Raw genomic sequence first — 23,808 nt, 5'->3', positions numbered from 1 at the left:
CCCTCGACTCCCCTGCTTGCGGGGAGGTTTTCACGTCAGCCGAGGGGAACTACTGCCGTCGCGCTCCCCTCTTGTTAGGGGGCACTCATCTATTATTTGAACCGCGCGCCAACCGGCCGGGGCGCATGGCGATTCACCATCCGCACCGCGCCGGACACCCCTCGCACGGAGGCCTGATCAATGGCCCCGAGGACGGCCACGGCACCCCGCCAACGACGTTGCCGAAAACAGAATTTGATGACTTTTGAACAGTTTTTAACCGGCATCCGGACACGTTGGTTCCTGATCCTGAGCATGGTGCTGCTGACTGTGGCGGGCGCTACCGCGCAGGCACTGTTCAATGGCAAGGTTTACGCAAGCCATGCACAAGTGTTGGTGGACATGTATGCCATCGATCCGTTGACCAAGCGCACGACGCCGGGACTCACGACCGAGCCTCAGCAGTTGCTGTTCTTCTTGAACAAGTTCTTTCTCGCCCACGATGACGGCGTTGCCCGCCACATGGCTGAAATGGATCCGGTCATCAACACCCCGGAAATCATCGAGCTTTGGGAGCACGACACCGACGGCAAGGGCGACGTGGTGTCGTGGTACGCGAAGACGCTGAAAGAACACGTTGCGATCACCGTTCCCAAGAACACCACCATCATCGAATTCGCCGCCTACGGCCAGAGCCCGGAGCGCGTAACCGTCTTGGCCAACGCCTACGCCCAGTCATTCATCGATGTCAGCAATGCCATCAAGCGTCGCGATACCCAGGCGCGCATATCGGCGCTGAAGATCCACACCCAGAAAATCAAGGCCGATCTCGAGGCGTCCTGGAAGACCTTCATGACCGCTCGTGCCGCGGGCGGCGTCGAAAGCCTGGACGAACTTCAAAGCAAGCAGAACCGCAAGATGCTTCAAACCAATCTGCGGCTTTCCGAAACACGAGCGGAGCAGATCAACGCGCAAAGCCGAGCCCACGCCTTTGGCAACAGCGCCAACAGCCTGCCTGAAATCACATCACTCAGCGCCGCCATTCACTCCATGACAACCGACGTCGCTCATGAGCGGGCGCAGTTGCAGCAATACAAGACCCTGTACGGCTCGCAACACCCGAGCGTCAAGGAAGGCGAAGCTCGATTGGCAGAGTTGCAGCAACGCCTCGACGCCGAGGCGCTTCGGGTTCAGAAACAAGAACAGCAAGCCGCCGACATCTATGCGGACTCCACTCGCTTGCTGGCGCAGCAGCTGCAAATCGACTCGGCCCAGGCCGCGAAAGAAAACAACGCGCGCAACAAGCTGGTCGGCTTGGCGCAGCACATTTCCAGCCTGACGCAGAACTATTCGGAAGCCTACCTGGCTGAGCGCGCAGATGAAACCAGCAGCTTGATTTCGTTTTCCAACCTCACGTTGCTCAGTCCGGCCATGCCACCCACTGAATCGTCGATGCCGAATTGGCCGTTCATCATCGCCTTCGCCACGCTTGTCGGCTTGGCTGTTGGAATCGGCGCCGCGACGCTGATCGAGCGGCTCGATGGCCGAATCCACTCGCACCAGGTCCTGCAAGACAGGGTTCAGATTCCAACGCTGGGCGTTTTGCAAACGCACGTCTCAGGCTAATCACGTCTGTCAGCCATGAATTACCAAACCGATCCTGATTCAGCGCACCGCCCGTTCATCTCGGCAGACCTCCTTCCGCTCGGGATCGGTTTTTGCGCGCTGTATGTCCCGACCGTCGTCCATTTTGCGGACACCCTCTGGCAAACCGACGAACAAGGCCATGGCCCGCTCATCCTGGCGGCGGCGTTGTGGATGTTCTACGAGGCCGCGCAACAGTTGCGCCGTCCGGCAGCACCGCGACGTTCGGTGGTCAGCGGCGCATTGAGCGTCATGCTGGGCCTGCTGGCCTACATCGTCGGTCATTCTCAAAACATCGCCATTCTCGAAGTCGCGTCAATGATTCCGACCATCGCCGGCGCGCTGGCCGCGACGTCGGGCTGGTCCACGGTCAATACGCTGCGCTTTCCGCTTTTCTTCCTGATGTTCATGGCGCCCGTGCCCGGGTTCATCATCGACGCCATGACCGGGCCGCTCAAGCTGTTCATATCGACCCAAGCTGAGTCGATCATGTACGCGTTGGGCTATCCGGTGGCGCGCGTGGGCGTGTCGCTGAGCGTGGGGCAATACCAGTTGCTGGTTGCTGATGCGTGCTCCGGGCTGAATTCGATGGTCAGCCTGATCGCGGTGGGCCTGTTCTTCATGTACCTCGTGAAGCGCCAGAGACTGATCCACAACGCGCTGTTGCTGGTGGCCATTCCCTTCATCGCGGTGGCCGCCAACCTGGTGCGAGTTGTGGCGATCTGCCTCGTCACCTACTACTTCGGAGACGAAGTGGGGCAAGGCTTCGTGCATGGCGCCACGGGCGTGCTGCTTTTCGTCGTGTCGCTGACGCTGATGTTTGTGGTTGACGCTGTTCTGGCCAAGGCCCTGCCGAGCAAGAAGGTATCTGCATGACAACCTCCAAAACCATTGGCTGGGCGTTGTGCGCGCTCATGACTGCCGCAAGCGCCGTAGCCTACAAACTGACGCCCCATCAACTGCTGGCCGACACCTTGCCGGCGCTCGTCCTCGAAAAGGACTTCCCGGACAACGTCGGAAACTGGAAGACGGACCCGAAAGTCAACCTGTCCATTCCCAACCCGGACACCGAAAGCGTTATCAAGTCGATTTACACCGACACGCTGTCACGCGTCTATATCAATGCCGCGGGCAAACAGGTTTTTCTGTCGGTCGCCTACGGCAAGAACCAAGCAGAAGGGCATGCCCTGCACTACCCCGAGGTGTGCTACCCCGCGCAAGGCTATGTCATCACCAGCAAGCAGGTCGCGCCCATTCAGCTGGGTGGCGTCTCCGTTCCAGCCAAGCACCTCGTGGCCGCTCGCGGCGCAGAGATCGAACCGATCACCTATTGGGCAACGGTTGGGCAAAAAATCATTCTGAATGGCACCCAGCACAAGATGGCCCAGGTGGGCTATGGCTTCAAAGGATTTCTCGCCGATGGGCTGATCATCCGGGTATCGACCATCGGGGCCTCCCCGGCTGCCGAATACGAAGTCCAGCGGGAGTTTCTCGAGTCGCTCATGCAATCCATTCGGCCCGAAGTGCGGTCCCGGGTGATGGGCGACCTGGCCTTCGACGCCAAATGATGACTGCCGATCAACTCCGCGCAAAAGCGAAGCGCCTGGTCGTCGGATCTTCGTCGATCCTGTGCCTGTTGCTGGGCGCCGCCATTTCGCTCCAGCCAGAGCTGACCGCGCTGGCCCTGGCCGCGATGGCCGCTCTGGTGTTTTTCTTCATGTTTCCGCGGCGGGCCTTGATCCTGTTCCTGCTGGCCTCGTTCTTCATTCCGTCCTACACCAAGATCGACGCCACGGCCATCTTCATCATCTTCAGTGCGGGCGTTTCCTTCTTGCTGCACAAAAAGTCGCCCGTCTTGCGCGACAAATCGATTCTGCTGCCCCTGCTGGTGATCGCATTGATCGTCACGGCCTCCACCCTGGCGGGGCTCACTTTTGAAAAGAACAAGATCGAGAACATCTACCGCGATGGCAGGCCTTTCTTCTACTGGCTGATCCTCATTCCTCTGGCGGCCTGGACGCCAAAAGACAACAGCGTGCGCTGGTTGGCCGACCGCATGATGCAGATTGGCCTGGTGGTGTGCGTGCTCGCGGTGATCCAGGGCCTCGCGGGCAAGCGCCTGGTCGATACCGGCCTGGTCGCCGACCTCGACACCATGAGCACGCACTCGATGTCCACGGTGCGGGTGCAGATCCCCGGCTTCATGTTCGCGATGTTCGCCATCACCTACGTCACGTCGATGATGCTGGGGCGCGTTCGATACGTGCGCCCCTGGCGGCTCGGCTTCAAGGTCATCAACCTCCGGGTGCCGTTGATTGCGGTATGGGCCGCGCTGGCATTGGGCATCATCTTCAACTTTGGTCGAGCCCTGTGGTTCTGGACCGCCGTGAGCCTGCTGATCGCGGCGGCTCAATATGGCTACCGGGGCTTTGGCCGATTTCTGGCGTGGGTTGCCGTGCCGGCTGTTCTGGGCCTGGCCGCATTGGCCGTGGTCAAGCCCGACATGCTCGAAACCATCGGCACGCGCATCACCAGCGTGGCCGACGAAGGCGGCGTGGGCTCGTCATTCGGTTGGCGCGAGCTTGAAATGCAAGAAGGCCGCAAGGCGCTTGAATCGACCGCGTTGCTGGGCGTGGGCATGGGCGGGCAATATCGTCGCTTCAACATGATGCTGGCCAACTTCCCCGACCACACCATTTACACCCACAACGGCTGGCTGTACCTGACGCTCAAGCTGTCGATCTTCGGCTTTCTGGCCTATTTGTGGCTGGGCTGGCGGGTGGTGCGATCCATCGCCACCGCGCCGAAACGCAACGACACCGAGCGGGCGATCGGCATCAGTTGCGTCGCGTTCTCGCTGGCCTTCCTGGGCATCAACTTCACCCAGCCCGAAATCATGAGCCACTACGGTCTGCTGACCTTTGTCTTCATCTGCGCGATGGCCTTCTTCTTCCGCAAGCAGGCACGCGATGGGCTGGCCGGAGACATGGTCGATGACCCCGAATCGCGGGCGTTCCAGGACACCATTCCGAGTCAGCTGGCCCTGGCCTGAGCAGCCACCGCCACACCACCCGCATGACCTCGCCAGCGGCCATTCAGCAATCGTCGTCCCCGTTGTGCATCGTCTTGCTCAACTACAACGGCTGGCGCGACACCCTGGCCTGCGTGGACAGCCTGTTTGCGTCGCTCACCGGCTTCGCTCAGCTGATCGTGTGCGACAACGCCTCACCCGATGGTTCGCTTGAAAAGTTGCGACTCGGTCTGGCCGAGCGAGTGCAGCAGCATGCTGGCGCCTGGCAACGCTGGCACCCCGGCACACCGTTGACCCTGGCCGAGCTGAGCAAGCCCGCCGTAGACAGCGGCGCCACGTCGAGCGCCGGCATCGTGCTGATCGACAACCAGGCCAACATCGGCTTTGCCCGCGGCAACAACGTGGGCCTGCGCCTGGCTTTGAAGCAAACTGGCCTGCAATGGTTCTGGCTGCTCAACAACGACACCGAGGTGCGCCCCGACACCATCACCTGCCTCGCCGCTGCGGCCGCGCGCCGCCCCGAGGTCGGGCTGTGGGGCTGCACCGTGGTCTACCACGCGCACCCCGACACCGTGCAGGCGCTGGGCGGCGGCGCGATGAACCCGCGCACGGCCGAGTCGCGCCATCTGGGCGCCTTCACGCCGCTGAGCGCCGTGCGCGCCCACGACCCCGCCTTTGTGCAAGGCATCGAGCGCGAGATGGACTACCCGCTGGGCGCTTCGATGCTCGCCACGCGCGCCTGGCTCGACGACGTGGGCCTGATGGGCGAGCAGTATTTTCTGTACTACGAAGAGCTCGACTGGGCCCTGCGCGGACGCGGTCGGCATGCCGTGGGCTACGCGGCCGATGCCTGGGTCTTCCACAAAGAAGGCGCATCGATCGGCACGGCGCCATCGGGCGGTTCGCCGTTCTCGGTCTTCCACCTGCACCGCAGTCGCCTGCTGTTCGCCCGCCTGCGCCTGCCTCGTCGCAACCTACCGTGGGTGGTGGCGCGCTCGCTGTGGCAAAGCGTGAAGATGGTGCTCAAGCGCCAGTTTCCGCAGGCCCGTGCAGCCACGCGCGGCTTGTGGGATGGCCTGACTTCTCCCCTGCCCTCTCCGGGCGGCCCCGTCGCACCATGAGCACGGCCCGCGCGCCGCGCATCCTGGTCGTTGCCAACGACACCCCGCTGCCGGCCAACTCGGGCGGGCGGGTCGACGTGTGGCGCCGCCTGCAAGCGCTGCGACAAGGCGGTGCCCAGTTGGCCTTTCACGGCTGGGTGGACCAGGGCCGCGGCACGCACCCCGACGCCGCGCTGTTGCAGCAGCTGCGCGCCACCTGCAACCCGGCCACGCTCACGCCGATCACGCGCAGCCCCAGCGAGATCGTGCAGCGTCTGCTGCGCCTGGCCTGGCTGCCCTCGCACGCCGCGTCGCGCTGGGTCACGCTCGACCGCGCCCAGTGCCTGGCCGACGCCCGCCGCTTCGCACCCGACGTGATCTGGCTCGACGGCCTGTACGGCGGCGCCTGCGCGATGTGGCTGAGCCGCCAACTGGGCGTGCCGCTGATCTACCGCTCGCACAACATCGAGCACCTCTACATGCAGCGCCAGCTCGCGCATGCGCCCAGCCTCAAGCAGCGCCTGGGGCTGCTGGCCAATGTGATCGGGCTGCGGCGCTTCGAGCACCGCGTGATGCGCGCCGCGCAAGTGGTGTTCGACATCTCGCTCGACGACCGCGCTTGGTGGCGAGCGCAAGGCTTGCCGCAGGTCGAGTGGCTGCCCACCATCGTCGATGCCGGCTACGCCCAGGCGCTGAGCGTGCCCACCGAGCCGCGCTTCGACGTCGTCTACTTCGGCAACCTGCGCACGCCCAACAACGTGGACGCCGTGCGCTGGTTGATCGAAGCCGCGCTGCCGCTCATCAAGCGCCCCGGTCTGCGCGTGCTGCTGGCCGGCTCCGACCCCAGCGACGAGGTGCGGCGTCTGGCTGCCAGCGACCGCCGCATCGAGCTGCTCGCCAACCCGCCGGACATGGCCGCGGTGGTGCGCCAAGGCCGCGTGCTGGTCAACCCGGTGCGCGCCGGCAGCGGGGTCAACCTCAAGTCGGTCGAGATGCTCTTCACCCGCGCCGCGCTGGTGAGCAGCCGCATCGGCGTACAAGGCCTGCAGCCCGAGGTACAGGCCTGCTTCACCCTGGCCGACGAGCCCGCCGACTTCGCCCGCGCCATCGAGCAGGCGCTCGACCAACCCGTGCCGCCCACGCAGCTTGCGCAGCGTCAGGCCGTCAGCCATTTGTTCTCCGCCCCCGCCATGATCGACACCGTGTTCTCCACCATCGAGTGGCTGCGAGCTTCTGCTGATCGAGGTGCTCACCCATGAGCAACAAGCCACGGCGCCCTCGCATTGGCGTGGACTTCCACACCTGGGACGGCATCTTCCAGGGCTCGCGCAGCCACGTGCTCGGCTTGTATCGCCAAGCCATCGTGCAGGCGCCCGATCTCGACTTCGTGTTCTTTCTCGGCGACACCGCCTCGCTGCGCGCCGCGCACCCCGAGTTCGCCGCGCCCAATGTGCAGCTGGTCTCGATGCCGCACGGCCGGGCCGTCTGGCGCCTCGCGGTGCAACTGCCCTGGCTGCGCTTGCGCCACGGCATCGACCTGCTGCACATGCAGTACCGCCTGCCACTGCTTCCCCTGGGCGACTGCGCCGTCACCATCCACGACGTGCTGTTCGAGACCTACCCGCAGTTCTTCCCGAAGACCTTCGTGTGGCAATCGCAGCTCACCTTCCGCCACGCTGCGCGGCACGCCGACGTGCTGTTCTCGGTGAGCGAGTTCTCGAAGCAGGACATCGCCCGCCACTACGGGGTCGACGCGAATCGCATCCGCGTCACCTACAACGGCGTTGACACGCAGCGCTTTCGCCCTGCCTCGAACGACGACTCGCGCGACGCGCCACGCTTGTCGGCTCTGGGCCTGAGCTCGCGCGGCTACCTGCTCACCGTGGGTCGGCTGGAGCCGCGCAAGAACCACGAGACCCTGATCCGCGCCTACGCCCAGTTGCCGGCCGACGCGCCGCCGCTGGTGATCGTGGGGCAGCGCGACTTCACCTTCGACCGCATCTTCACCACCATCGACGAACTCGGGCTGCAGAGCCGCATCAAGCTGCTCGAGAAGGTCGGCGACGACACCTTGCCGATGCTGATGCGGCACGCCCGCCTGTTCGTCTACCCGGCGTTCGCCGAGGGCTTCGGCATGCCGGTGGCCGAAGCGCTGGCCAGCGGCGTGCCGGTGATCACGTCCAACACCACCTCGCTGCCCGAGGTGACAGGCGACGCCGCCTTGCTGACCGCCCCGCACGACGCCGGGCAACTGGCCGACCAGATGCGGCGGGTGCTGAGCGACGACACCCTCGCGCACAGCCTGGCCGCCAAGGGGCTGGAGCGCGTGAAGGCCTTCGACTGGGCGGATTCGGCTCGCGTGCTGGTGAGCACCTTCCGCGAGCACCTGCGACAACGCGGCAAGCTCTGACCGCCCGATGAATCTCGCCCAAGGTTTCTTGCTGGCCCTCACCGGACACGCCCTGCGCCTGGGCTCGGGCATGCTGGTGTTCGTGGTGCTGGCACGCGTGCTCGGGCCGACCGACTTTGGCGCGTTTTCGTATTGGCTGGCCATTGCCACGCTGCTCACCATCCCGGTGAACTACGGCTTCGGCACGATGGTGCTGCACCGCTTCGGCAGCGAGCCCGAGCACGCGCAGCGCACGATGGACGAGGTGCTCACCGCCCGCCTCACGCTGGGCGGCGTCGCACTGGGCGTGGGGCTGTGCACGCTGCCCTGGCTCAGCCCGCATGCCGCGGCGCTGTTCGGCGCGCTGCTGGTGGCGCAGACCTGCGAGTCGTTCAACGAGCTCTACACGCTGGGCTTTCGCGCCAAGTCGCAATTTCGCGAAGAGACGATCACCGCCTCGCTGGTGTCCGCCTGGCACATCGTGGTCATGCTGACCGTGACGCTGTGGCTGCACGACGCCGTGGCCGCTGCCTGGGCCTTCGCTGCCTCGCGCTGCAGCGGCATGCTGCTCACGCGGCTGCGCTGTCACCGCTACTTCGGCGCCGTCCGCCCGGCCCCGCTGCGCACCACCCCCGGCACGCTGCGCCGCTCGTGGGCCTACGCGCTGGAGCTCGGCCTGTTCACCACCTACAGCCAGCTCGACAGCCTGATCATCAACACCTTCATGGGCCCGGCGGTGCTGGGGCTGTATCAGGCCGGCATGAAGCTCAACCAGGGTGCCAGCCGCGTGGCGCCGGTGCTCGCACAGATCCTCTTGCCCGAGCTGTCGCGCCGCGCCGCGGCCGGCACGGGCAGCAACTTTGCCCGCTACGCCGCCCGCACGCTGGGTGTGTTCGCCGGCATCGGGGCCTGCGGAGCCGCCGTGCTGATGGTCAACCCGACCGCGCTGGCCAACCTGTTGTTCGGCCAGAAGTACACCGGCCTGGCCCCGCTGCTGCCGCTGTTCGGCTGCATGCTGTTCATGCAGTTCGTCGAGACGGGCGCCGGCCTGACGCTGGTGGCGCGCGGTCTGCAAAGCAAGAAGGTCTGGCTGGTGGCTGCTCAGTTGGTGGTGCTGCTGTCGGCCGGCGCGATGATGCTGCGACAGCATGGTCTGGCCGGCTGGCAGCTCACCAACATCGCCAGCGTGGCCGCCCTCGTGCTGGCTTATGGCTGGCTGCATTGGCAACACCGGCGTCGCCACGCCTGATCTCCCAACCCGACCACCACCCCCGAGGTGCTCACCATGCCCCGCATCAATTCGCTCGTTCGCGCCGCCCGGCAGGCCCTGCTCGCCGCCGCGTCGATCATCACGCTGGCCGCCACGCCGAGCTTCGCCGCGCCGCAAACCGGCGTCTTCTACTTCCCGGGTTGGCGCGACCACGAACTCGGTCTCGGCCACGACCTGCCCTGGGAGCCCATCAAGGCCTACCCCGAGCGCAAACCCACGCTGGGCTGGTACCACGAGGGCGACGACGCCCCGATGGCCCAGCACCTGGCCTGGATGCAGCAATACGGTATCGGCTTCGTGGTGTTCGACGCCTACTGGCTCGGCGAAGAGCACCAGCGCCCGCTGATGGCGCAGGCCGTCAACGCCTACCTGCGCGCCCCGGACAAGCGCGGCGTGCAATTCGCGATGATGTACGCCAACCACGATGGACGGCCGCGCCAAGGGCAAGACTTCTACGCCCTGATCGCCTACTGGCTCGACCACTACCTGACCCGGCCCGAATACGTGCGGATCGACGGCAAGCCGGTGGTCTTCATCATGGGCGGCGAAGACATCGACAAGAAGGCCCGCGCCTTCGGCGGCAGCGCCCGGCAGCTGTTCGACCGCGCCCAGGCCATGGCCCGGTCAGCGGGGTTGCCCGGCCTCTACTTCGTGGGCGGCACCGGCGCCGACGACCCGCTCACGCACGGCGCGGGCAGCCAGATGGGCTATTCGGCCTACTTTGCGTACAACTACCATGCGGCGCCGGCCCAGCCGCGCCTGTCGCACTCCTACGCCGAGCTCGACGCGGCCTACCGCGCCCACTGGCGCTGGTTCATGGCCAAGTCCGACCTGCCGTACGTGATCCCGACCACGTCCGGCTGGGACAACCGCCCCTGGGGTGGCAGCGCCGACCCCGCGCACGACCAGAGCGTGAGCACCCCGGCGCAGTTCCAGCAGCATCTGGCCGCCGCCAAGGCCTTGATGCTGGCCAACCCCGCCAAGGCCCCGCTGAGCGTGATCTGCTGCTGGAACGAGTTCGGCGAAGGCTCCTACATCGAGCCCACCAAGGGCACCGGCTTGAGCTACCTCGAAGCCGCCCGGGCCGTCTTCGGCACGCCTTCGCGCTGAGGCGACGTCGCCACGGCGGCGCAAACGCCAGACACGTCGCCGGCCCTTGCGGCGTGCACATGTCACGCCACCTCGGCAATCGTGCGCCGCACAAGGGTTTTGGCTCCCTTCGTTGTAGACAAGGGCAGCCGATAGTGACAACGAAACCACCTAGATGGGTGTCCCCCCGGGAACAACCCCAGGGAATCGCAAGCCTGTGCCGCCGCAGCCAGCTATACAGTTCGAGAACCATGTCGCGATACGCACAACGAACCCTGCGCCAGACATGCGATGTCTCATTGCCCGCTGCTGCGATGCAGATGCCTGCGGCAATTGAATGAGTCACCGGAAGTACTTCATGCCCTTTCTTCACCGAGCAAACACCCCCGCCAAGCGCCTGCGTATTCTTGGCATTCGAGGTGTCCCCGCCGCCCACGGCGGGTTTGAAACCTTTGCCGAGCAGCTGTCGCTCTACCTCACGGCACGCGGCTGGGACGTGACGGTCTACTGCCAAGAAGATGGCGACGGCCCGATCACCGAAGACAAATGGGGCGACGTGCGCCGCGTGCACATCCCCATCAAGCAACAGGGCCCGCTGGGCACCATCCTGTTCGACTGGAAGTCCACCATGCATGCCGGCGAGTCGGGCGAGCTGTGCCTCACCCTGGGCTACAACACCGCCGTGTTCTGCGGCTGGTTGCGCATGAAGGGCGTAACCAACCTCATCAACATGGACGGTATCGAGTGGAAGCGCGCCAAGTGGGGTCGCGTCGCCAAGACCTGGTTCTGGCTCAACGACTGGTTCGGCTGCTGGCTGGGCGACCACCTGATCGCCGACCACCCCGAGATGAAAAAGCACCTGTCGACGCGCGTGTCGCCCGACAAGATCGTCATGATTCCCTACGGTTCGCCCGTGGTGGAGTCGGCCCCCGACGAGCCGATTCGCGCGCTCGGCCTGGAACCCAATCGTTACTTCACGGTGATCGCTCGACCCGAGCCCGAGAACTCGATCCTCGAGATCGTCAAGGGCTTTTCAAGCAAGCCACGAGGCATGACGCTGGCGGTGCTCGGCAAGTACGACGGCAACCAGCCCTATCACCGTGCCGTCATGGAGGCCGCCGGCAGCGAAGTGCGCTTCCTGGGCCCGATCTACGACCAGAACACCCTCGCCTCGCTGCGCTTTCACAACCTCGCTTACGTGCACGGCCATCAGGTCGGCGGCACCAACCCTTCGCTGGTCGAGGCGCTGGGCGCAGGCAACGCGGTGATCGCGCAAGACAACCGCTTCAACCGCTGGGTCGCCGGCGAGGGCGCGGTCTATTTCAAAGACGCAGTCGAATGCTCGCTGCGCTTCGATCAGCTCATCCAGCACCCCGAGCAACTCGATCAGATGCGCAAGGCCAGCCGCGCCCGCCACACCGACAGCTTCCAGTGGGACATGATCCTCGGCCAATACGAGCGCCTGCTCGAAGCGCACACGCGCAAGGCCCCGCAACTGCATCCGCAAGTGACCAGCACACGCGGCACGATCCGCTGACAACCCACGCACCAAAACCAAGGGGGCCCGCAAGCCCCCTTGTTTCTTTGCGGATCAATCCGCCGCGACGGCCTGCCGCAGCGTGGTGGTCACTGCAGCGTCCTTGGCACCCAGCACCGGTGCCCCGTCGAGCGGCCAGCGGATGCCCACCGCCGGGTCGTTCCAGACCACGGCACGCTCGGCGTCCTTGTTGTAGTAGTCGGTGGTCTTGTACAAGAAGTGGGTGTCGTCTTTGAGGGCCAGAAAGCCATGCGCGAAGCCCTCGGGGATCCACAGCTGGCGGTGGTTCTCGGCGGACAATTCGGCGCCCACCCACAGCCCGAAGGTCGGCGACTCGGGGCGGGCATCCACGGCCACGTCAAATACCGCACCTTTGACCACCCGCACCAGCTTGCCTTGCGCATGCGGCGCAGCCTGGAAGTGCATGCCACGCAGCACCCCCTTGCTGGAGACGGACTGGTTGTCTTGCACGAAGGGGCGCGGCGTTGGCAGCCCCGCTTCGGCAAGCGCGGCCCGAAAGCGCGCGTCGTTGTAGCTTTCGGTGAACGAGCCACGCTCGTCCTTGAACACGGCCGGCTCGATGATCACCACATCGGGAATGTCGGTGCGAATGAGCTTCATGGCAGCACCTTTTCTTGCAGCATCTTCATCAGGTATTGGCCATAGCCGTTCTTGAGCATGGGCTGGGCTTGCGCCTCGATCTGCTCGGCAGAGACCCACCCCGATCGGTAGCCGATTTCTTCCAGGCATGCCACCTTCAAGCCTTGACGCTTTTCAAGCGTGGCGATGAACTGCCCGGCCTCGAGCAGCGAGTCGTGCGTGCCGGTGTCGAGCCAGGCGTAACCGCGACCCATGATCTCGACCGACAGCTCGCCCTTGTGCAGGTAATGCGCGTTGACGTCGGTGATCTCGAGCTCGCCGCGCGCCGAGGGCTTGATGCCGGCCGCGATGTCGCACACCTGCGCGTCGTAGAAATACAGCCCCGTGACGGCGTAGTTGCTGCGCGGCACCTTGGGTTTTTCTTCGATGCTGATGGCCTTGCGGTTGGCATCGAACTCGACCACGCCATAGCGCTCGGGGTCGTTGACGTGGTAGGCGAACACCGACGCGCCGCTGTCGCGGCTGGTGGCGCGCCGCAGCAGGCCCTGGAAGTCATGCCCGTAGAAGATGTTGTCGCCCAGCACCAGCGCGCTGTGGGCGTTGCCGATGAACTCGCGGCCGAGGATGAAGGCTTGCGCCAGCCCATCGGGCGAGGGCTGCACGCAGTAGCTCAGGTTGATGCCCCAGCGGCTGCCGTCGCCCAGCAGGGCCTGGAAGCGCGGCACGTCTTGCGGCGTCGAGATCAGCAGGATGTCGCGTATGCCGGCGAGCATCAGCGTGCTCAGCGGGTAGTAGACCATCGGCTTGTCGTAGACCGGCAGCAACTGCTTCGAGATGGCCAGCGTGGCCGGATGCAGGCGGGTGCCCGACCCGCCCGCGAGGATGATGCCTTTGCGTTGCACGCTCATGGTCTTGCTCACTTCCCGGAGATTTCAGTCAGCATGCGATGCACGCCAGCCTGCCAGTGCGGCAGGGTCAGATCGAAAGCCACGCGCAGCTTGCCGGTCGCCAGCCGCGAATTCAGCGGCCGCCGCGCCGGCGTGGGGTAGGCGCTGGTGGCAATCGGCCGGATGGCATCGGGCGCCACCTTGATGGCCTGGCCGTTCACGCCGCCGTTGGCACGCGCCCACTCGATCACGAAGCGCGCGTAGTCGTGCCAGCTGGTTTCGCCGGCGGCCACCAGGTGGTAGAGGCCGGCCAGCTCGGGCCGAGCCCGCGTGGCGCGGATCGTGTGCGCCGTCACGTCGGCCAGCAGATCGGCGCCGGTGGGCGCGCCCACCTGGTCGTCGATCACGCTGAGCATGTCGCGCTCGGCGGCGAGCCGCAGCATGGTGCGCGCGAAGTTGCCGCCGCGCGCCGCGTAGACCCAGCTGGTGCGAAAGATCAGGTGCTGGCAGCCGCTTTGCGCGATAAGCTGCTCGCCTTCGAGCTTGGTCTGGCCGTACACGCTGAGCGGGCCGGTGGCGGCCGACTCGTCGCGCGGCACGACGCCGCTGCCGTCGAAGACGTAATCGGTGCTGTAGTGCACGAGCAGCGCGTTCAACTCGCGGGCCGCGCCGGCCAGCGCGCCGGGCGTGGTGGCGTTGATGACGCGCGCCAGCTCGGGCTCGCTCTCGGCCTTGTCCACCGCCGTGTGCGCGGCCGCATTGACGATCACGTCCGGGCGCACCGAGCGCACCAGGGCGGCGACCTGATCGGGCTGGGTGAAATCGGCGGTATCGGCATCGTGGGCCACGACCTGCCCCAGCGGCGCGAGCGCACGTTGCAGCTCCCACCCCACCTGGCCGCCCTTGCCGAGCAAAAGAATGTTCATGCGGATCTCAACCGGCCGTGCGGTTGGCGTAGTTGGTGTCGATCCATTGGCGGTAGGCACCGGAGCGCACGTGGTCGACCCACTCGGTGTTGCTCAAGAACCATTGCACCGTCTTGCTGATGCCCGACTCGAAGGTCTCGGCCGGCTTCCAGCCGATGTCGCGCTGGATCTTGGTGGGGTCGATCGCGTAGCGGCGGTCGTGGCCGGGCCGGTCCTTGACGTAGGTGATGAGGCTTTCGTACTGGCTGCCGTCGGCGCGCGGACGCAGCGCATCGAGCTTGCGGCACACGGTGGTCACCACGTCGATGTTGCGGATCTCGTTGATGCCGCCGACGTTGTAGGTTTCGCCGAGCTGGCCCTTTTTCAGCACTTGGCAGATCGCCTCGCAGTGGTCGCGCACGTAGAGCCAGTCGCGGATGTTGAGGCCGTCGCCATAGACCGGCAGCGGCTTGCCGTCGAGGGCGTTGAGGATCATCAGCGGGATCAGCTTCTCGGGGAAGTGATAGGGCCCGTAGTTGTTGCTGCAGTTGGTGGTGAGCGTGGGCAGGCCGTAGGTGTGGAAGTAGGCGCGCACCAGATGGTCGCTGCCGGCCTTGCTCGCCGAATACGGGCTGTTGGGCTCGAAGGCCTTGGTTTCGCTGAACGCCGGGTCGTGGTCGCCCAGCGAGCCGTAGACCTCGTCGGTCGAGACGTGCAGGAAGCGGAAGGCCTCGCGCTCGGCGCCCTCTAAAGCCGACCAGTACAGGCGGGCCTCATCGAGCATGCTGAAGGTGCCGACCACGTTGGTCTGCACGAATTCGGCCGGGCCGTGGATGGAACGATCGACGTGGCTCTCGGCAGCGAAGTGCAGGATGGCGCGCGGACGATGGTGCGCGAGCAGGTGCCGCACCGTGTCGCGATCGCAGATGTCGGCCTTGACCAGGGTGGCGCGGCCATCGGCAATGAAGGGCGCAATAGTCTGCGCGTTGCCCGCGTAGGTCAGCTTGTCGAGCACGACCACGGGCTCCTGATTGTTTTCAAACCAGTGGTGGACGAAATTGCCACCAATGAAACCCGCTCCGCCTGTGATCAGCAACATGAGAAATCGACACCGTTATCTAGTCAGCCCAAAGGGCCGTGAATCATAGGGCGAACTATACGGACGTTTGAAATCCGCCTGCGCACTCGCCCGCTGTGGCTTACCCGCAGCCTTGGCCTTGCTGCCGAGATTCGCTGCCCGATTTCACGCGGCGCGCCCACCTCAATCAAGGGGGGTGACTGTGCACGGCTTACATGTTGCTGGTGGCGCGCACTTCTTCGATGTTGGTGATGCCTTGCAGCACTTTCTCGATACCGTCTTGCCGCAAGGTGTGCATGCCTTCGCGCAGCGCGCAGGCCTGCAGTTCTTCGGCACGGGCGCCGGTCTGGATCAGCCGCCGCAGGTCGCGCGAGATCGTCATCAGCTCGTGCAAGCCGGCCCGCCCCTTGAAGCCGGTGTTTTCGCAGCGGCCGCAACCCGGGCTGTGGTAATGCACCAGCTGGCCGTTTTGCGCAAAGCGCTCGTGCCACTCTTTCAGCAAGGCCTCGCGGGTGAAGCGCGGGTCGTCGGGCGGGCAGATGCCGAGGTAGTCCTCAACCAACTCGTCCAGCACCTCGGGTTTGAACGGCTCGGCCACCCGGCAGCTCGGGCACAACCGGCGCACCAGGCGCTGGGCCAGCACCACCAGCAACGAGTCGGCGAAGTTGAACGGGTCCATGCCCATGTCGAGCAGACGCGTCACCGTCTCGGGTGCGCTGTTGGTGTGCAGCGTGGACAACACCAGGTGACCGGTGAGCGAGGCCTCGATGGCCATGTGCGCGGTTTCTTCGTCGCGAATTTCGCCCACCATGATCACGTCGGGGTCGGCGCGCAAGAAAGCCCGCAGCGCCCGGGCGAAGGTCCAGTCGATCTTCGGGTTGACCTGCACCTGGCGCAGCCCCGGCTGGGTGATTTCGATCGGGTCCTCGGCCGTCCAGATCTTGCGCTCGGGCACGTTGATGTGGCTGAGCGCCGAGTGCAGCGTGGTGGTCTTGCCAGAGCCGGTGGGGCCCACGCAGAGCACGAGGCCGTAGGGGCGCTCCATGGCCTCCTTGAAGCGCGTGAAGTTGGTGCCGCTCAGGCCGAGCTTGTCGAGCGGGATGGGCTTGGCCGAGGCCAGGATCCGCATCACCACGTCTTCGAGGCCATTGTTGGTCGGGATGGTGGCCACGCGCAGCTCGATGCGGTGCTGCGGCGAGAAGCGCGCGAAGTTGATCTTGCCGTCCTGCGGCTTGCGACGCTCGGAGATGTCGAGGTCGCACATGATCTTGATGCGCGAGATGATGGCGTTGCGGTAGGTGTAGGGCAGCTCCAGGTAGGGCCGCAGGATGCCGTCCTTGCGAAAGCGGATCTTGATCTTGTCGCGCCCCGGGTAGCTCTCGATGTGGATGTCGGATATGCGATCGTTGTGCGCCTCGATGATCATCGTGTTGATCAGCCGCACCAGCGAGTTGTCGCTCTGCTCGATGGGTCGGTCATCGTCGTGCTCCGACTCCAGCCCCTCGCGCTCGAGCGTCTCGACCAATCGGCCGGAATCGTCTTGCTCGAATTCGATGGCATCGTCGATCGTCGCGCCACCGCGATAGGCCCCTTCGGCGCCGATCTTCGAGTAGGCGTCCTGCACGGCGCCGTCGATCTCGGTGTGCTGGGCGAGCACCGGCACCACCTTGCATTGGGTCACGAACTCCAGCTCGGCCAGCGCCAGGCGGCGCCCCGGGTCTTCGACCGCGACGATCAGCGTGCCTTCGCGCAACAGCAGCGGCAGCGCGCGCAGGCGATCGGCCACCACGAACGGCACCTTGCGCAGCGCGGCCGCCTCGACCGGGAACTTCTGCACGTCGACCAGCGGGTAGCCCATCTTGCGCGCCAGCGCGGTCTGCAGGTCTTGCCGCGTGACCATGTGGTGGCGCACCAGGATCTCGCCCAGCGGCACGGTGCGGTCGCTCTTTTGCTGCTCGAGCGCTTCGTCGAGCTGCGTCTGAGAGATCAGATCCATCGCGATCAACGCCTCGCCAATACGCACCATCGGCATCTTGCTTTGCTGGTCGATGGCGGACAGCAGCTGATCGGGCGAGACGATCTTTCTGGTCAGCAGGATGTCGCCCAGCTTCTGCGTGCGCAGCCGGCGCTGCAGCACGGCGGCCTGCTCGACCTGCTCGGGCGTGACGGCGTCGTGCGCCACGAGCACATCGCCGATGCGATCGCCCACCTCGTAGGCCACGAAGGCCTCGCGCGGCACGAACAGGCGACGGACGGCGCCGTCGTCGCTCTGGGGCGGAAACAGGAACAAGCCGAACTCTTGCTCGACGTAGCCGATCGTCTCGCCCACCAGCGTGCCGCCCGCCGCCAGATGCACCACGTAGGGCACGCGCGGACGCTCTTCGAGCATGGTGGCGTGCGGGTCGTGGGCATGCGAGGTATCGGGCCCGACGGGCTGGGTGACGGTGAGGGCGCGGAACTGCCCGAAGCGCAGCGGCATCGTCGTGCGGGCCGGCGGCACCTGCACGTGCGCCACCGACTCTTCGGGCACGAAGAAGATCAGCCGACCGCGCATCAAGCGGCCGTTCAGCCCCTCGATCTCGCACGGCAGGGGCTCGTGCTGCTCCAGCGCGGCCGGGTAGCTGGCGTAAGGCGGCATCGGCCACAGAAAGTGCCGGTGCTGCGTCTTGCGCTCGCGCGACTCGGCGGCGCGCACGTCGTGCGAAGCGCTCTCGAACTCGTTCGATCCAGGATCGTTCAGCGGCGGCACGGACAAGTCGGTCATGACATTCCTCTCTCGCCAAGACGGACTCGGCGAGGCATCAAGCATTGCGCGTCCAACGAAGCCGGCACGGGCTCCACGGGCAAGACGCACCTGATTTGATGCTAGGGCCTGTTGTCAGAACGAAGCGCCGGAATTGGCCGCCTGAAGCGGAATAGTTTCACGCTTTACGCGCGTGAAACGACGCCCTCGGACGGTGCTGAAACCGCCACCTCAGAGATCGCGCGGCCTGAACTCGATTTCCATGCTGGCGGGCACGCCGCCGTTGTCGTCGAGCGGCAGCATCTCGGTGCGATCGATGGCGCGCAGCACGGCCTCGTCCCACGCCGGCACGCCGCTGGACTGCACCAGGCGCCGCGCCAGGATGCGGCCATTGGGCGAGCAGCGCACCGACACCACCGCCGCCGGGTTGCCGTTGATGGCATCGGGGAACACCAGGTTGCGCTTGATGGCCGCCGCCACCTTGGCCGGATAGCCGCGCGAAATCGAGGCGCCCCGCCCCACGTTCGGGTTGCCGGACAACTCGTCGCTGCCCCCCACCCCGGCCAGCATGCGCTGCAGGTTTTTTTTGCGTGCCGCCTCAATGGCCGCCGCCTGGGCCTGCTCGGCCGCCGTGGGTTTGGCCGGCTTGGGCGGCTCGACCTTGGCGGGCTTGGGTTCGGGCTTCGGCTTGGGTTGCGGCTTCGGCTCCGGCTTGGGCTTGTGCTCGACCTTGGGCTTGGGCGGCGGCGCCTTCTTGATGGCGATTTCAGCCGGCTTGGGCGGCTCGGGTTCGGGCTCCGCAGCCGGCTCGGGTGGCGGGGGCTCGGGCTTGGCGGCTTCGGCGGGTGGCGGCGGCGGCTCGGGCGCCGGGGCCGGCGCAGCGGCCTTCGGGATCTCGGACCACAGCTCGGCCTCGCCGCCTTCGGGCGTCTTGATGTGCCAGCTCACGCCCAGGCTCAGCGCCACCACCAGCAGCGCGTGCGCCGCCAACGCCAGCAGGCCGCCGCGCGCCGAGGCGTCGATCGAACGCGGTCGCAGCGGGTCTTGAAGCAGTTGGGCGCTCATGCGTCGGCGAAGTTGGCGTCGTCGTGCCGACTCAGTTGCCGGTGGTACGCACGGCCAGCCCCACGCGAGGCACGCCGGCGCGCTGGAGCTTGTCCATCACCTTGACCACCTCTTCGTAGCGCACGTCGCGCTGCGCGCTGATGATCACCGGCACCTGCTCGGCCCCGCCCGCCGCGTCGGCCTGCGCGGCTTGCACCTGGCCGATCAGCTGGTCGAGCTCGTAGGTGCCGACGGCCTGGCCGTCCACCCGCATCTCGAGCTTGGCGCCGTCGCGGATCACCACCTCCACCACCTTGGGCGGCTGGGCCTTGGCGTGGCCCACCGAGGGCACGTCGACCATGCCGGTGGTGATGAGCGGCGCGCTGACCATGAAGATGATGAGCAGCACCAGCATCACGTCGATGAACGGGACCATGTTGATCTCGTTCATCGTGCGCCGGCGGCGGCTGCCGCCACGATTGGCCAGGGCGGCCATGCTCAGTGCGCTCCCGGCAACTGGCCGACGTTGCGTGCCAGGATGTTCGAGAACTCTTCGATGAAGGTTTCGAGCTGGATGGCGATGCGGTCGATGTCGCGCGCAAAGCGGTTGTAGGCCAGCACCGCCGGGATGGCGGCGAACAGGCCGATGGCCGTGGCCACCAGCGCCTCGGCAATGCCCGGCGCCACCGTGGCCAGCGTCACCTGCTGCAAGGCGGCGAAGCCGGTGAAGGCGTGCATGATCCCCCACACCGTGCCGAACAGCCCCACGTAAGGCGACACCGAGCCCACCGAGCCCAGCAGCGACAGACGTGACTCGACGGCATCGAGCTCGCGCTGGAAGCTGGCCCGCATGGCGCGGCGGGCGCCGTCGAGCAGCGCGCTCGAATCGGTGATGCGGCGCTCGCGCAGCTTCATGACCTCGCGCATGCCCGAGGCGAAGATGCGCTCCATCGGGGCATGGGGCCCGGCCTCGCGGGCCGCGTCGCCATACAGCTCTTGAATGTTGCGGCCCGACCAGAACTCGCGCTCGAATTCTTCATTGGCCGAACGCACCTGCGCCAGGCCGAAGAGCTTGGAAAAGATCACCGTCCAGCTGGCCAGCGAGACCAGCAGCAGCACGGCGATCACCAACTGCACCACGAAGCTCGCGTGCAGCACCAGGTGGACGATGGACAGGTCTTGATTCATGCGGAGGCCATCAGAGATGAGGATGAGTCGGGCGCAGCGGCCGATGCCGCAGTCTGCAAGCGGGCCAGCACGACGGCCGGGATGCGGCGCGGGCGGAAGTCGCCGGTGAGCGGATCGGGCTCGACCCAGCCGATGCGGATCTCGCCCTCGGTGAGCAGCGTGTCGCCGCGCCAGACTTGCTGCTCGAAGGTGAGGCTGGATCGACCCTGCTGCAGCACCCGCACCGTGACGCTCAGCAGATCGTCGAGCTTGGCCGGGCGCAAGTAGCGCGCGGTAGTCTCGCCCACCACGAACAGGCCGCCGGCGTCGCGCTTGAGCTGCATCTGGCCAAACCCCAGCACGCGCAGCCACTCGGTGCGCGCGCGCTCGAAGAACTTGATGTAGTTGGCGTAGAACACCACGCCTTGGCCGTCGGTGTCTTCCCAGTAGACACGCACCGGGAATACGAAGTCGGGCCGTGGGGCCGTGCTGTCGAACGAGGTCGTCATGCCCCGATTATGGCAACCCTGTCTGGCACCGCAGTCAGGCCCCCAACGCGTGGGCGATCACAGGCAATCGACCGACTGCACCGCCTGCAGCACCACCTGCCCCACGCCTTCGCGAACGCGGTAGCGCAACCACCACACCGCCGCCTTCTTGATGGACCAGGGTTGGTCGATGGCGCACAGCAGGCGCGAGGTCGCCCAACCCAGGGTGGGCTGGTGCCCCACGATCAGCACGGGCTCGTTCGAGTCGGGCCAGCGCGCGGCTGCCAGCAGGTCTTCGACCGTGCCATCGGGCGCCAGCGCCGGCAGCGTCTTGAAGCTGCGCCCCAGCGCGTGGGCCGTCTGCTGGGTACGCACCGCGGGGCTGACCAGCACCCGGGTGGACTCGGCCAGACGCTGGTTGAGCCATTGCGCCATGCGCTGCGCCTGTCGCTCGCCCTTGGGCGTGAGCGCGCGTTGCAAGTCGAGTTGCGCATCGAACAGCGCGCCTTCGCGCAACGGGTGCGCCTCGGCGTGGCGCCACAAGATCAGATCCATGCCCTGTGCCTCTTCTTTTCTGGTCGGTCCGGCGCGCCGGCTGCGTCACCGCGCGGTGTAGCGCCGCATCAAGGCCTGCTGAGCGCTGACTCCGGCATCGTCGATGCGCTCGTAGCGCCCGTCGGACCGCTGCAGCCAGCTGTCACGCCGGTCGTGGAGATAGGGCACCAGGCATTCGTCGATCACGCGCTGCCGAATGGCCGCGTCGCGCACCGGCCAGGCGATCTCGATGCGACGCAGCATGTTGCGCGTCATCCAGTCGGCGCTCGACAGGTACAGCGCCTCGTCGTCGGCCCCGTCGCCCCAGCGGTAATAGAGCACTCGCGAGTGCTCGAGCATGCGGCCCACCACCGAGCGCACGCGAATGCGGTCGGTCTGCCCGGCCAGCCCCGGCGGCAACATGCAGGCGCCGCGCACGATGAGGTCGATATCGGCCCCCGCCCGGCCAGCCGCGACCAGCGCGTCGATCAGATCGGGGTCGGTCAGCGCGTTGATCTTGGCCACGATGCGCGCCGTGCGCCCCTTGCGGGCGGCCTGCTCCACCTTGCCGATCAGCTCGATGGTGCGCTTGTGCAGCTCGCCCGGCGCCACGAGCAGTTGGCTGGGCCTCTTGCCCCGCGTCAGGCTGGCCAGCTCCTGGAAGACCAGATCGGCGTCGTTGGTCAGGTCGGTGCTGGCCGTGAGGTAGCCCACGTCGGTATAGAGCCGCGCGGTCTTGGCGTTGTAGTTGCCGGTGGACAGGTGAGCGTAGCGCTTGAGGCGAAGGCCCTCGCGGCGCGTCACGAGCAGCATCTTGGCGTGGGTCTTGAGCCCCACGATGCCATACACCACCTGCGCGCCCAGCGCCTCCAGGCGGTCGGCCCAGTTGATGTTGGCTTCTTCATCGAAGCGCGCCTTCAGCTCCACCACCACCATCACTTCCTTGCCGCGGCGCACGGCCTCGAGCAGCAGCTCCATCAGGGCGGACTCGCTGCCGGTGCGGTAGATGGTCTGGCGGATGGCCAGCACGTTGGGGTCTTCGACAGCCTGGCGCAAGAACTCGACCACCGGGTCGAACGACTCCCAAGGGTGGTGCAGCATCACGTCGCCGCGCTTGAGCTGGTCGAAGATCGGCTCCTGCCGCGACAAGCCGCGCGGCCAGGCCGGCTCATGCGACTGGAAGCGCAACTCGGACGCATCGGCCTGATCGATCAGGGCGCCCAGGCGCACCAGATTCACCGGTCCGTTGACGGGGTACAGCGCCTCTTCCGTCAGACCGAACTGCTGCAGCAGAAAGCTCGACAGCTCGGGCGGGCAGGTGTCCACCACCTCCAGCCGGATCGCCTTGCCGAACTGGCGCGTGCTCATCATCGAGCGCAGCGCCTGGCGCAGGTTGGTGATGTCGTCCTCGTCCACATCGAGATCGGTGTCGCGCGTGACGCGGAACTGCGAGAACGACTCCACCGCGCGCCCCGGAAAGAGATCGTCGAGATGCGCCCGGATCACGCTGGACAGCAGCACGAAGGCCTGCTGTCCCCCGGCGATCGACTCGGGCAGACGGATCACGCGCGGCAGCACGCGCGGCACCTTGACGATGGCGATGGAGTTGTCGCGCCCGTAGGCATCGGTGCCGCCGAGCTTGACGATGAAGTTGAGCGACTTGTTGGCCACCTGCGGAAAGGGATGGGCCGGGTCGAGCCCGATGGGCATGAGCAGCGGGCGCACCTGCTTTTCAAAAAACTGCGCCACCCAGCGGCGCTGCTCGGCGTTGCGGCCGTGGTGATGCAGCGCCACGATGCCCGCCTCGCGCAGCGAGGGCATGACCACGTCGTTGAACAAGGCATATTGCTCACGCACGAGTTGATGCGCGGCCGACGAGGCTTCGAGCAGATCGCGTTGCGTCAGCCCCGAGTGCGGCGAGCGCACCGCCTCGACGTAATCGGCATAGCGCACCTCGAAGAATTCGTCGAGGTTGCTCGACACGATGCAGATATAGCGCAGCCGCTCCAGCAGGGGCACGTCGTCGCGCCGGGCTTGCGCCAGCACGCGGCGGTTGAATTCGAGAATGGCGCGCTCGCGGCTGAGCAACCGCAGCGGTTCGTCGGCAAGCTGAATCGGCTCGACAGCGATGGACTCGTCAGGAGCAGCCCGGTCGGACTGCTCGGTCGATGTGGCGGTCGATGCAGGCGGCTCGGACGCGATGGCGGCGGGCAAGGAATGAGACGACATTGGGCTGAAGCACCTACCTGTGATGTGACCTGCTACGGTACATCATCCGCGTGACAGCTGCCAGCGCAAGGCCAGCGGCGCGCGTGGCGGCAAA

At 66.2% G+C, this 23,808-nt stretch carries 21 protein-coding genes; 10 read left to right on the top strand and 11 right to left on the bottom strand.

Features of this window, described 5'->3' with window-relative positions; all coding sequences use genetic code 11:
• Positions 1-237: 237 nt before the first annotated feature.
• From ACE3SS_RS03375 to ACE3SS_RS03330, 10 genes are all read left to right on the top strand, one after another.
• Positions 238-1,605 (top strand): GumC family protein, encoded by a 1,368-nt coding sequence (locus tag ACE3SS_RS03375; protein ID WP_374591374.1) that lies wholly within the window; start codon positions 238-240, stop codon positions 1,603-1,605.
• A 15-nt stretch (positions 1,606-1,620) separates the two neighbouring features.
• Positions 1,621-2,499, top strand: a complete 879-nt coding sequence (gene xrtB, locus ACE3SS_RS03370) for an exosortase B (RefSeq protein ID WP_374591369.1) — start codon at positions 1,621-1,623, stop codon at positions 2,497-2,499.
• On the top strand, positions 2,496-3,191 hold the full coding sequence (epsI, locus tag ACE3SS_RS03365; RefSeq protein WP_374591367.1) for an exosortase-associated protein EpsI, B-type: 696 nt from the start codon (positions 2,496-2,498) through the stop codon (positions 3,189-3,191). The genes xrtB and epsI overlap by 4 nt, the downstream gene beginning before the upstream one ends.
• Positions 3,188-4,675 carry an O-antigen ligase family protein gene (locus tag ACE3SS_RS03360; protein WP_374591365.1) on the top strand — a complete coding sequence of 496 codons (1,488 nt, stop codon included), beginning with the start codon at positions 3,188-3,190 and terminating at the stop codon, positions 4,673-4,675. The genes epsI and ACE3SS_RS03360 overlap by 4 nt, the downstream gene beginning before the upstream one ends.
• 23 nt (positions 4,676-4,698) lie before the next feature.
• Positions 4,699-5,775 carry a glycosyltransferase family 2 protein gene (locus tag ACE3SS_RS03355; RefSeq protein WP_374591363.1) on the top strand — a complete coding sequence of 359 codons (1,077 nt, stop codon included), beginning with the start codon at positions 4,699-4,701 and terminating at the stop codon, positions 5,773-5,775.
• The gene (locus tag ACE3SS_RS03350; protein ID WP_374591361.1) at positions 5,772-7,013 is read left to right on the top strand and encodes a glycosyltransferase; all 1,242 of its coding nucleotides are present in this window, start codon (positions 5,772-5,774) and stop codon (positions 7,011-7,013) included. Before ACE3SS_RS03355 ends, ACE3SS_RS03350 begins: the two co-directional genes overlap by 4 nt.
• Positions 7,010-8,164 (top strand): glycosyltransferase family 4 protein, encoded by a 1,155-nt coding sequence (locus tag ACE3SS_RS03345; RefSeq protein ID WP_374591359.1) that lies wholly within the window; start codon positions 7,010-7,012, stop codon positions 8,162-8,164. Before ACE3SS_RS03350 ends, ACE3SS_RS03345 begins: the two co-directional genes overlap by 4 nt.
• Positions 8,165-8,171: 7 nt before the next feature.
• The gene (locus tag ACE3SS_RS03340) at positions 8,172-9,392 is read left to right on the top strand and encodes a lipopolysaccharide biosynthesis protein (protein WP_374591357.1); all 1,221 of its coding nucleotides are present in this window, start codon (positions 8,172-8,174) and stop codon (positions 9,390-9,392) included.
• A gap of 36 nt (positions 9,393-9,428) precedes the next feature.
• Positions 9,429-10,523 (top strand): glycoside hydrolase family 99-like domain-containing protein, encoded by a 1,095-nt coding sequence (locus ACE3SS_RS03335; protein WP_374591355.1) that lies wholly within the window; start codon positions 9,429-9,431, stop codon positions 10,521-10,523.
• Positions 10,524-10,860: 337 nt separating this feature from the next.
• Entirely contained in the window at positions 10,861-12,039 is a 1,179-nt protein-coding gene (locus tag ACE3SS_RS03330; RefSeq protein ID WP_374591353.1) for a DUF1972 domain-containing protein, read from the top strand.
• Between the two features lie 54 nt (positions 12,040-12,093).
• On the opposite strand, the gene rfbC is transcribed toward ACE3SS_RS03330, so the two are convergent.
• From rfbC to ppk1, 11 genes are all read right to left on the bottom strand, one after another.
• Positions 12,094-12,660 carry a dTDP-4-dehydrorhamnose 3,5-epimerase gene (rfbC, locus tag ACE3SS_RS03325; protein WP_374591351.1) on the bottom strand — a complete coding sequence of 189 codons (567 nt, stop codon included), beginning with the start codon at positions 12,658-12,660 and terminating at the stop codon, positions 12,094-12,096.
• Positions 12,657-13,547 carry a glucose-1-phosphate thymidylyltransferase RfbA gene (rfbA, locus tag ACE3SS_RS03320; protein WP_374591349.1) on the bottom strand — a complete coding sequence of 297 codons (891 nt, stop codon included), beginning with the start codon at positions 13,545-13,547 and terminating at the stop codon, positions 12,657-12,659. Before rfbA ends, rfbC begins: the two co-directional genes overlap by 4 nt.
• An 8-nt stretch (positions 13,548-13,555) precedes the next feature.
• On the bottom strand, positions 13,556-14,452 hold the full coding sequence (gene rfbD, locus ACE3SS_RS03315) for a dTDP-4-dehydrorhamnose reductase (protein ID WP_374591347.1): 897 nt from the start codon (positions 14,450-14,452) through the stop codon (positions 13,556-13,558).
• 7 nt (positions 14,453-14,459) lie between these two features.
• Positions 14,460-15,530: a dTDP-glucose 4,6-dehydratase gene (gene rfbB / locus ACE3SS_RS03310; protein ID WP_374591345.1), complete on the bottom strand. Its 1,071-nt coding sequence runs from the start codon at positions 15,528-15,530 to the stop codon at positions 14,460-14,462.
• A 190-nt stretch (positions 15,531-15,720) separates the two neighbouring features.
• Positions 15,721-18,273, bottom strand: a complete 2,553-nt coding sequence (locus ACE3SS_RS03305) for an ATPase, T2SS/T4P/T4SS family (RefSeq protein ID WP_374591342.1) — start codon at positions 18,271-18,273, stop codon at positions 15,721-15,723.
• 210 nt (positions 18,274-18,483) lie between these two features.
• Positions 18,484-19,317, bottom strand: a complete 834-nt coding sequence (locus ACE3SS_RS03300) for an energy transducer TonB (protein WP_374591339.1) — start codon at positions 19,315-19,317, stop codon at positions 18,484-18,486.
• A gap of 31 nt (positions 19,318-19,348) precedes the next feature.
• On the bottom strand, positions 19,349-19,792 hold the full coding sequence (locus tag ACE3SS_RS03295) for a biopolymer transporter ExbD (protein WP_374591336.1): 444 nt from the start codon (positions 19,790-19,792) through the stop codon (positions 19,349-19,351).
• A gap of 2 nt (positions 19,793-19,794) precedes the next feature.
• On the bottom strand, positions 19,795-20,484 hold the full coding sequence (gene tolQ, locus ACE3SS_RS03290) for a protein TolQ (RefSeq protein WP_374591333.1): 690 nt from the start codon (positions 20,482-20,484) through the stop codon (positions 19,795-19,797).
• Positions 20,481-20,972, bottom strand: a complete 492-nt coding sequence (locus tag ACE3SS_RS03285; RefSeq protein WP_374591330.1) for a tol-pal system-associated acyl-CoA thioesterase — start codon at positions 20,970-20,972, stop codon at positions 20,481-20,483. The genes tolQ and ACE3SS_RS03285 overlap by 4 nt, the downstream gene beginning before the upstream one ends.
• Positions 20,973-21,029: 57 nt before the next feature.
• On the bottom strand, positions 21,030-21,506 hold the full coding sequence (locus ACE3SS_RS03280; protein WP_374591327.1) for a histidine phosphatase family protein: 477 nt from the start codon (positions 21,504-21,506) through the stop codon (positions 21,030-21,032).
• Positions 21,507-21,551: 45 nt separating this feature from the next.
• On the bottom strand, positions 21,552-23,714 hold the full coding sequence (gene ppk1 / locus ACE3SS_RS03275) for a polyphosphate kinase 1 (RefSeq protein ID WP_374591324.1): 2,163 nt from the start codon (positions 23,712-23,714) through the stop codon (positions 21,552-21,554).
• Between the last annotated feature and the right edge of the window lie 94 nt (positions 23,715-23,808).

Source organism: Aquabacterium sp. (assembly GCF_041915145.1).
GTDB lineage: Bacteria > Pseudomonadota > Gammaproteobacteria > Burkholderiales > Burkholderiaceae_C > Aquabacterium.
The sequence above is the reverse complement of the archived record's forward strand: the minus strand, read 5'-3'. Positions and strand labels throughout refer to the sequence as shown.

Coding starts and splice junctions, on each gene's coding strand:
- rfbB (WP_374591345.1), bottom strand. CDS start 15,530: ATGTTGCTGATCACAGGCGGAGCGGGTTTCATTGGTGGCAATTTCGTC.
- ACE3SS_RS03340 (WP_374591357.1), top strand. CDS start 8,172: ATGAATCTCGCCCAAGGTTTCTTGCTGGCCCTCACCGGACACGCCCTG.
- epsI (WP_374591367.1), top strand. CDS start 2,496: ATGACAACCTCCAAAACCATTGGCTGGGCGTTGTGCGCGCTCATGACT.
- ACE3SS_RS03360 (WP_374591365.1), top strand. CDS start 3,188: ATGATGACTGCCGATCAACTCCGCGCAAAAGCGAAGCGCCTGGTCGTC.
- rfbD (WP_374591347.1), bottom strand. CDS start 14,452: ATGAACATTCTTTTGCTCGGCAAGGGCGGCCAGGTGGGGTGGGAGCTG.
- ACE3SS_RS03335 (WP_374591355.1), top strand. CDS start 9,429: ATGCCCCGCATCAATTCGCTCGTTCGCGCCGCCCGGCAGGCCCTGCTC.
- ACE3SS_RS03300 (WP_374591339.1), bottom strand. CDS start 19,317: ATGAGCGCCCAACTGCTTCAAGACCCGCTGCGACCGCGTTCGATCGAC.
- ACE3SS_RS03345 (WP_374591359.1), top strand. CDS start 7,010: ATGAGCAACAAGCCACGGCGCCCTCGCATTGGCGTGGACTTCCACACC.
- ppk1 (WP_374591324.1), bottom strand. CDS start 23,714: ATGTCGTCTCATTCCTTGCCCGCCGCCATCGCGTCCGAGCCGCCTGCA.
- ACE3SS_RS03285 (WP_374591330.1), bottom strand. CDS start 20,972: ATGACGACCTCGTTCGACAGCACGGCCCCACGGCCCGACTTCGTATTC.
- ACE3SS_RS03295 (WP_374591336.1), bottom strand. CDS start 19,792: ATGGCCGCCCTGGCCAATCGTGGCGGCAGCCGCCGCCGGCGCACGATG.
- ACE3SS_RS03330 (WP_374591353.1), top strand. CDS start 10,861: ATGCCCTTTCTTCACCGAGCAAACACCCCCGCCAAGCGCCTGCGTATT.
- ACE3SS_RS03350 (WP_374591361.1), top strand. CDS start 5,772: ATGAGCACGGCCCGCGCGCCGCGCATCCTGGTCGTTGCCAACGACACC.
- ACE3SS_RS03355 (WP_374591363.1), top strand. CDS start 4,699: ATGACCTCGCCAGCGGCCATTCAGCAATCGTCGTCCCCGTTGTGCATC.
- rfbA (WP_374591349.1), bottom strand. CDS start 13,547: ATGAGCGTGCAACGCAAAGGCATCATCCTCGCGGGCGGGTCGGGCACC.
- ACE3SS_RS03375 (WP_374591374.1), top strand. CDS start 238: ATGACTTTTGAACAGTTTTTAACCGGCATCCGGACACGTTGGTTCCTG.
- rfbC (WP_374591351.1), bottom strand. CDS start 12,660: ATGAAGCTCATTCGCACCGACATTCCCGATGTGGTGATCATCGAGCCG.
- xrtB (WP_374591369.1), top strand. CDS start 1,621: ATGAATTACCAAACCGATCCTGATTCAGCGCACCGCCCGTTCATCTCG.
- ACE3SS_RS03280 (WP_374591327.1), bottom strand. CDS start 21,506: ATGGATCTGATCTTGTGGCGCCACGCCGAGGCGCACCCGTTGCGCGAA.
- ACE3SS_RS03305 (WP_374591342.1), bottom strand. CDS start 18,273: ATGACCGACTTGTCCGTGCCGCCGCTGAACGATCCTGGATCGAACGAG.
- tolQ (WP_374591333.1), bottom strand. CDS start 20,484: ATGAATCAAGACCTGTCCATCGTCCACCTGGTGCTGCACGCGAGCTTC.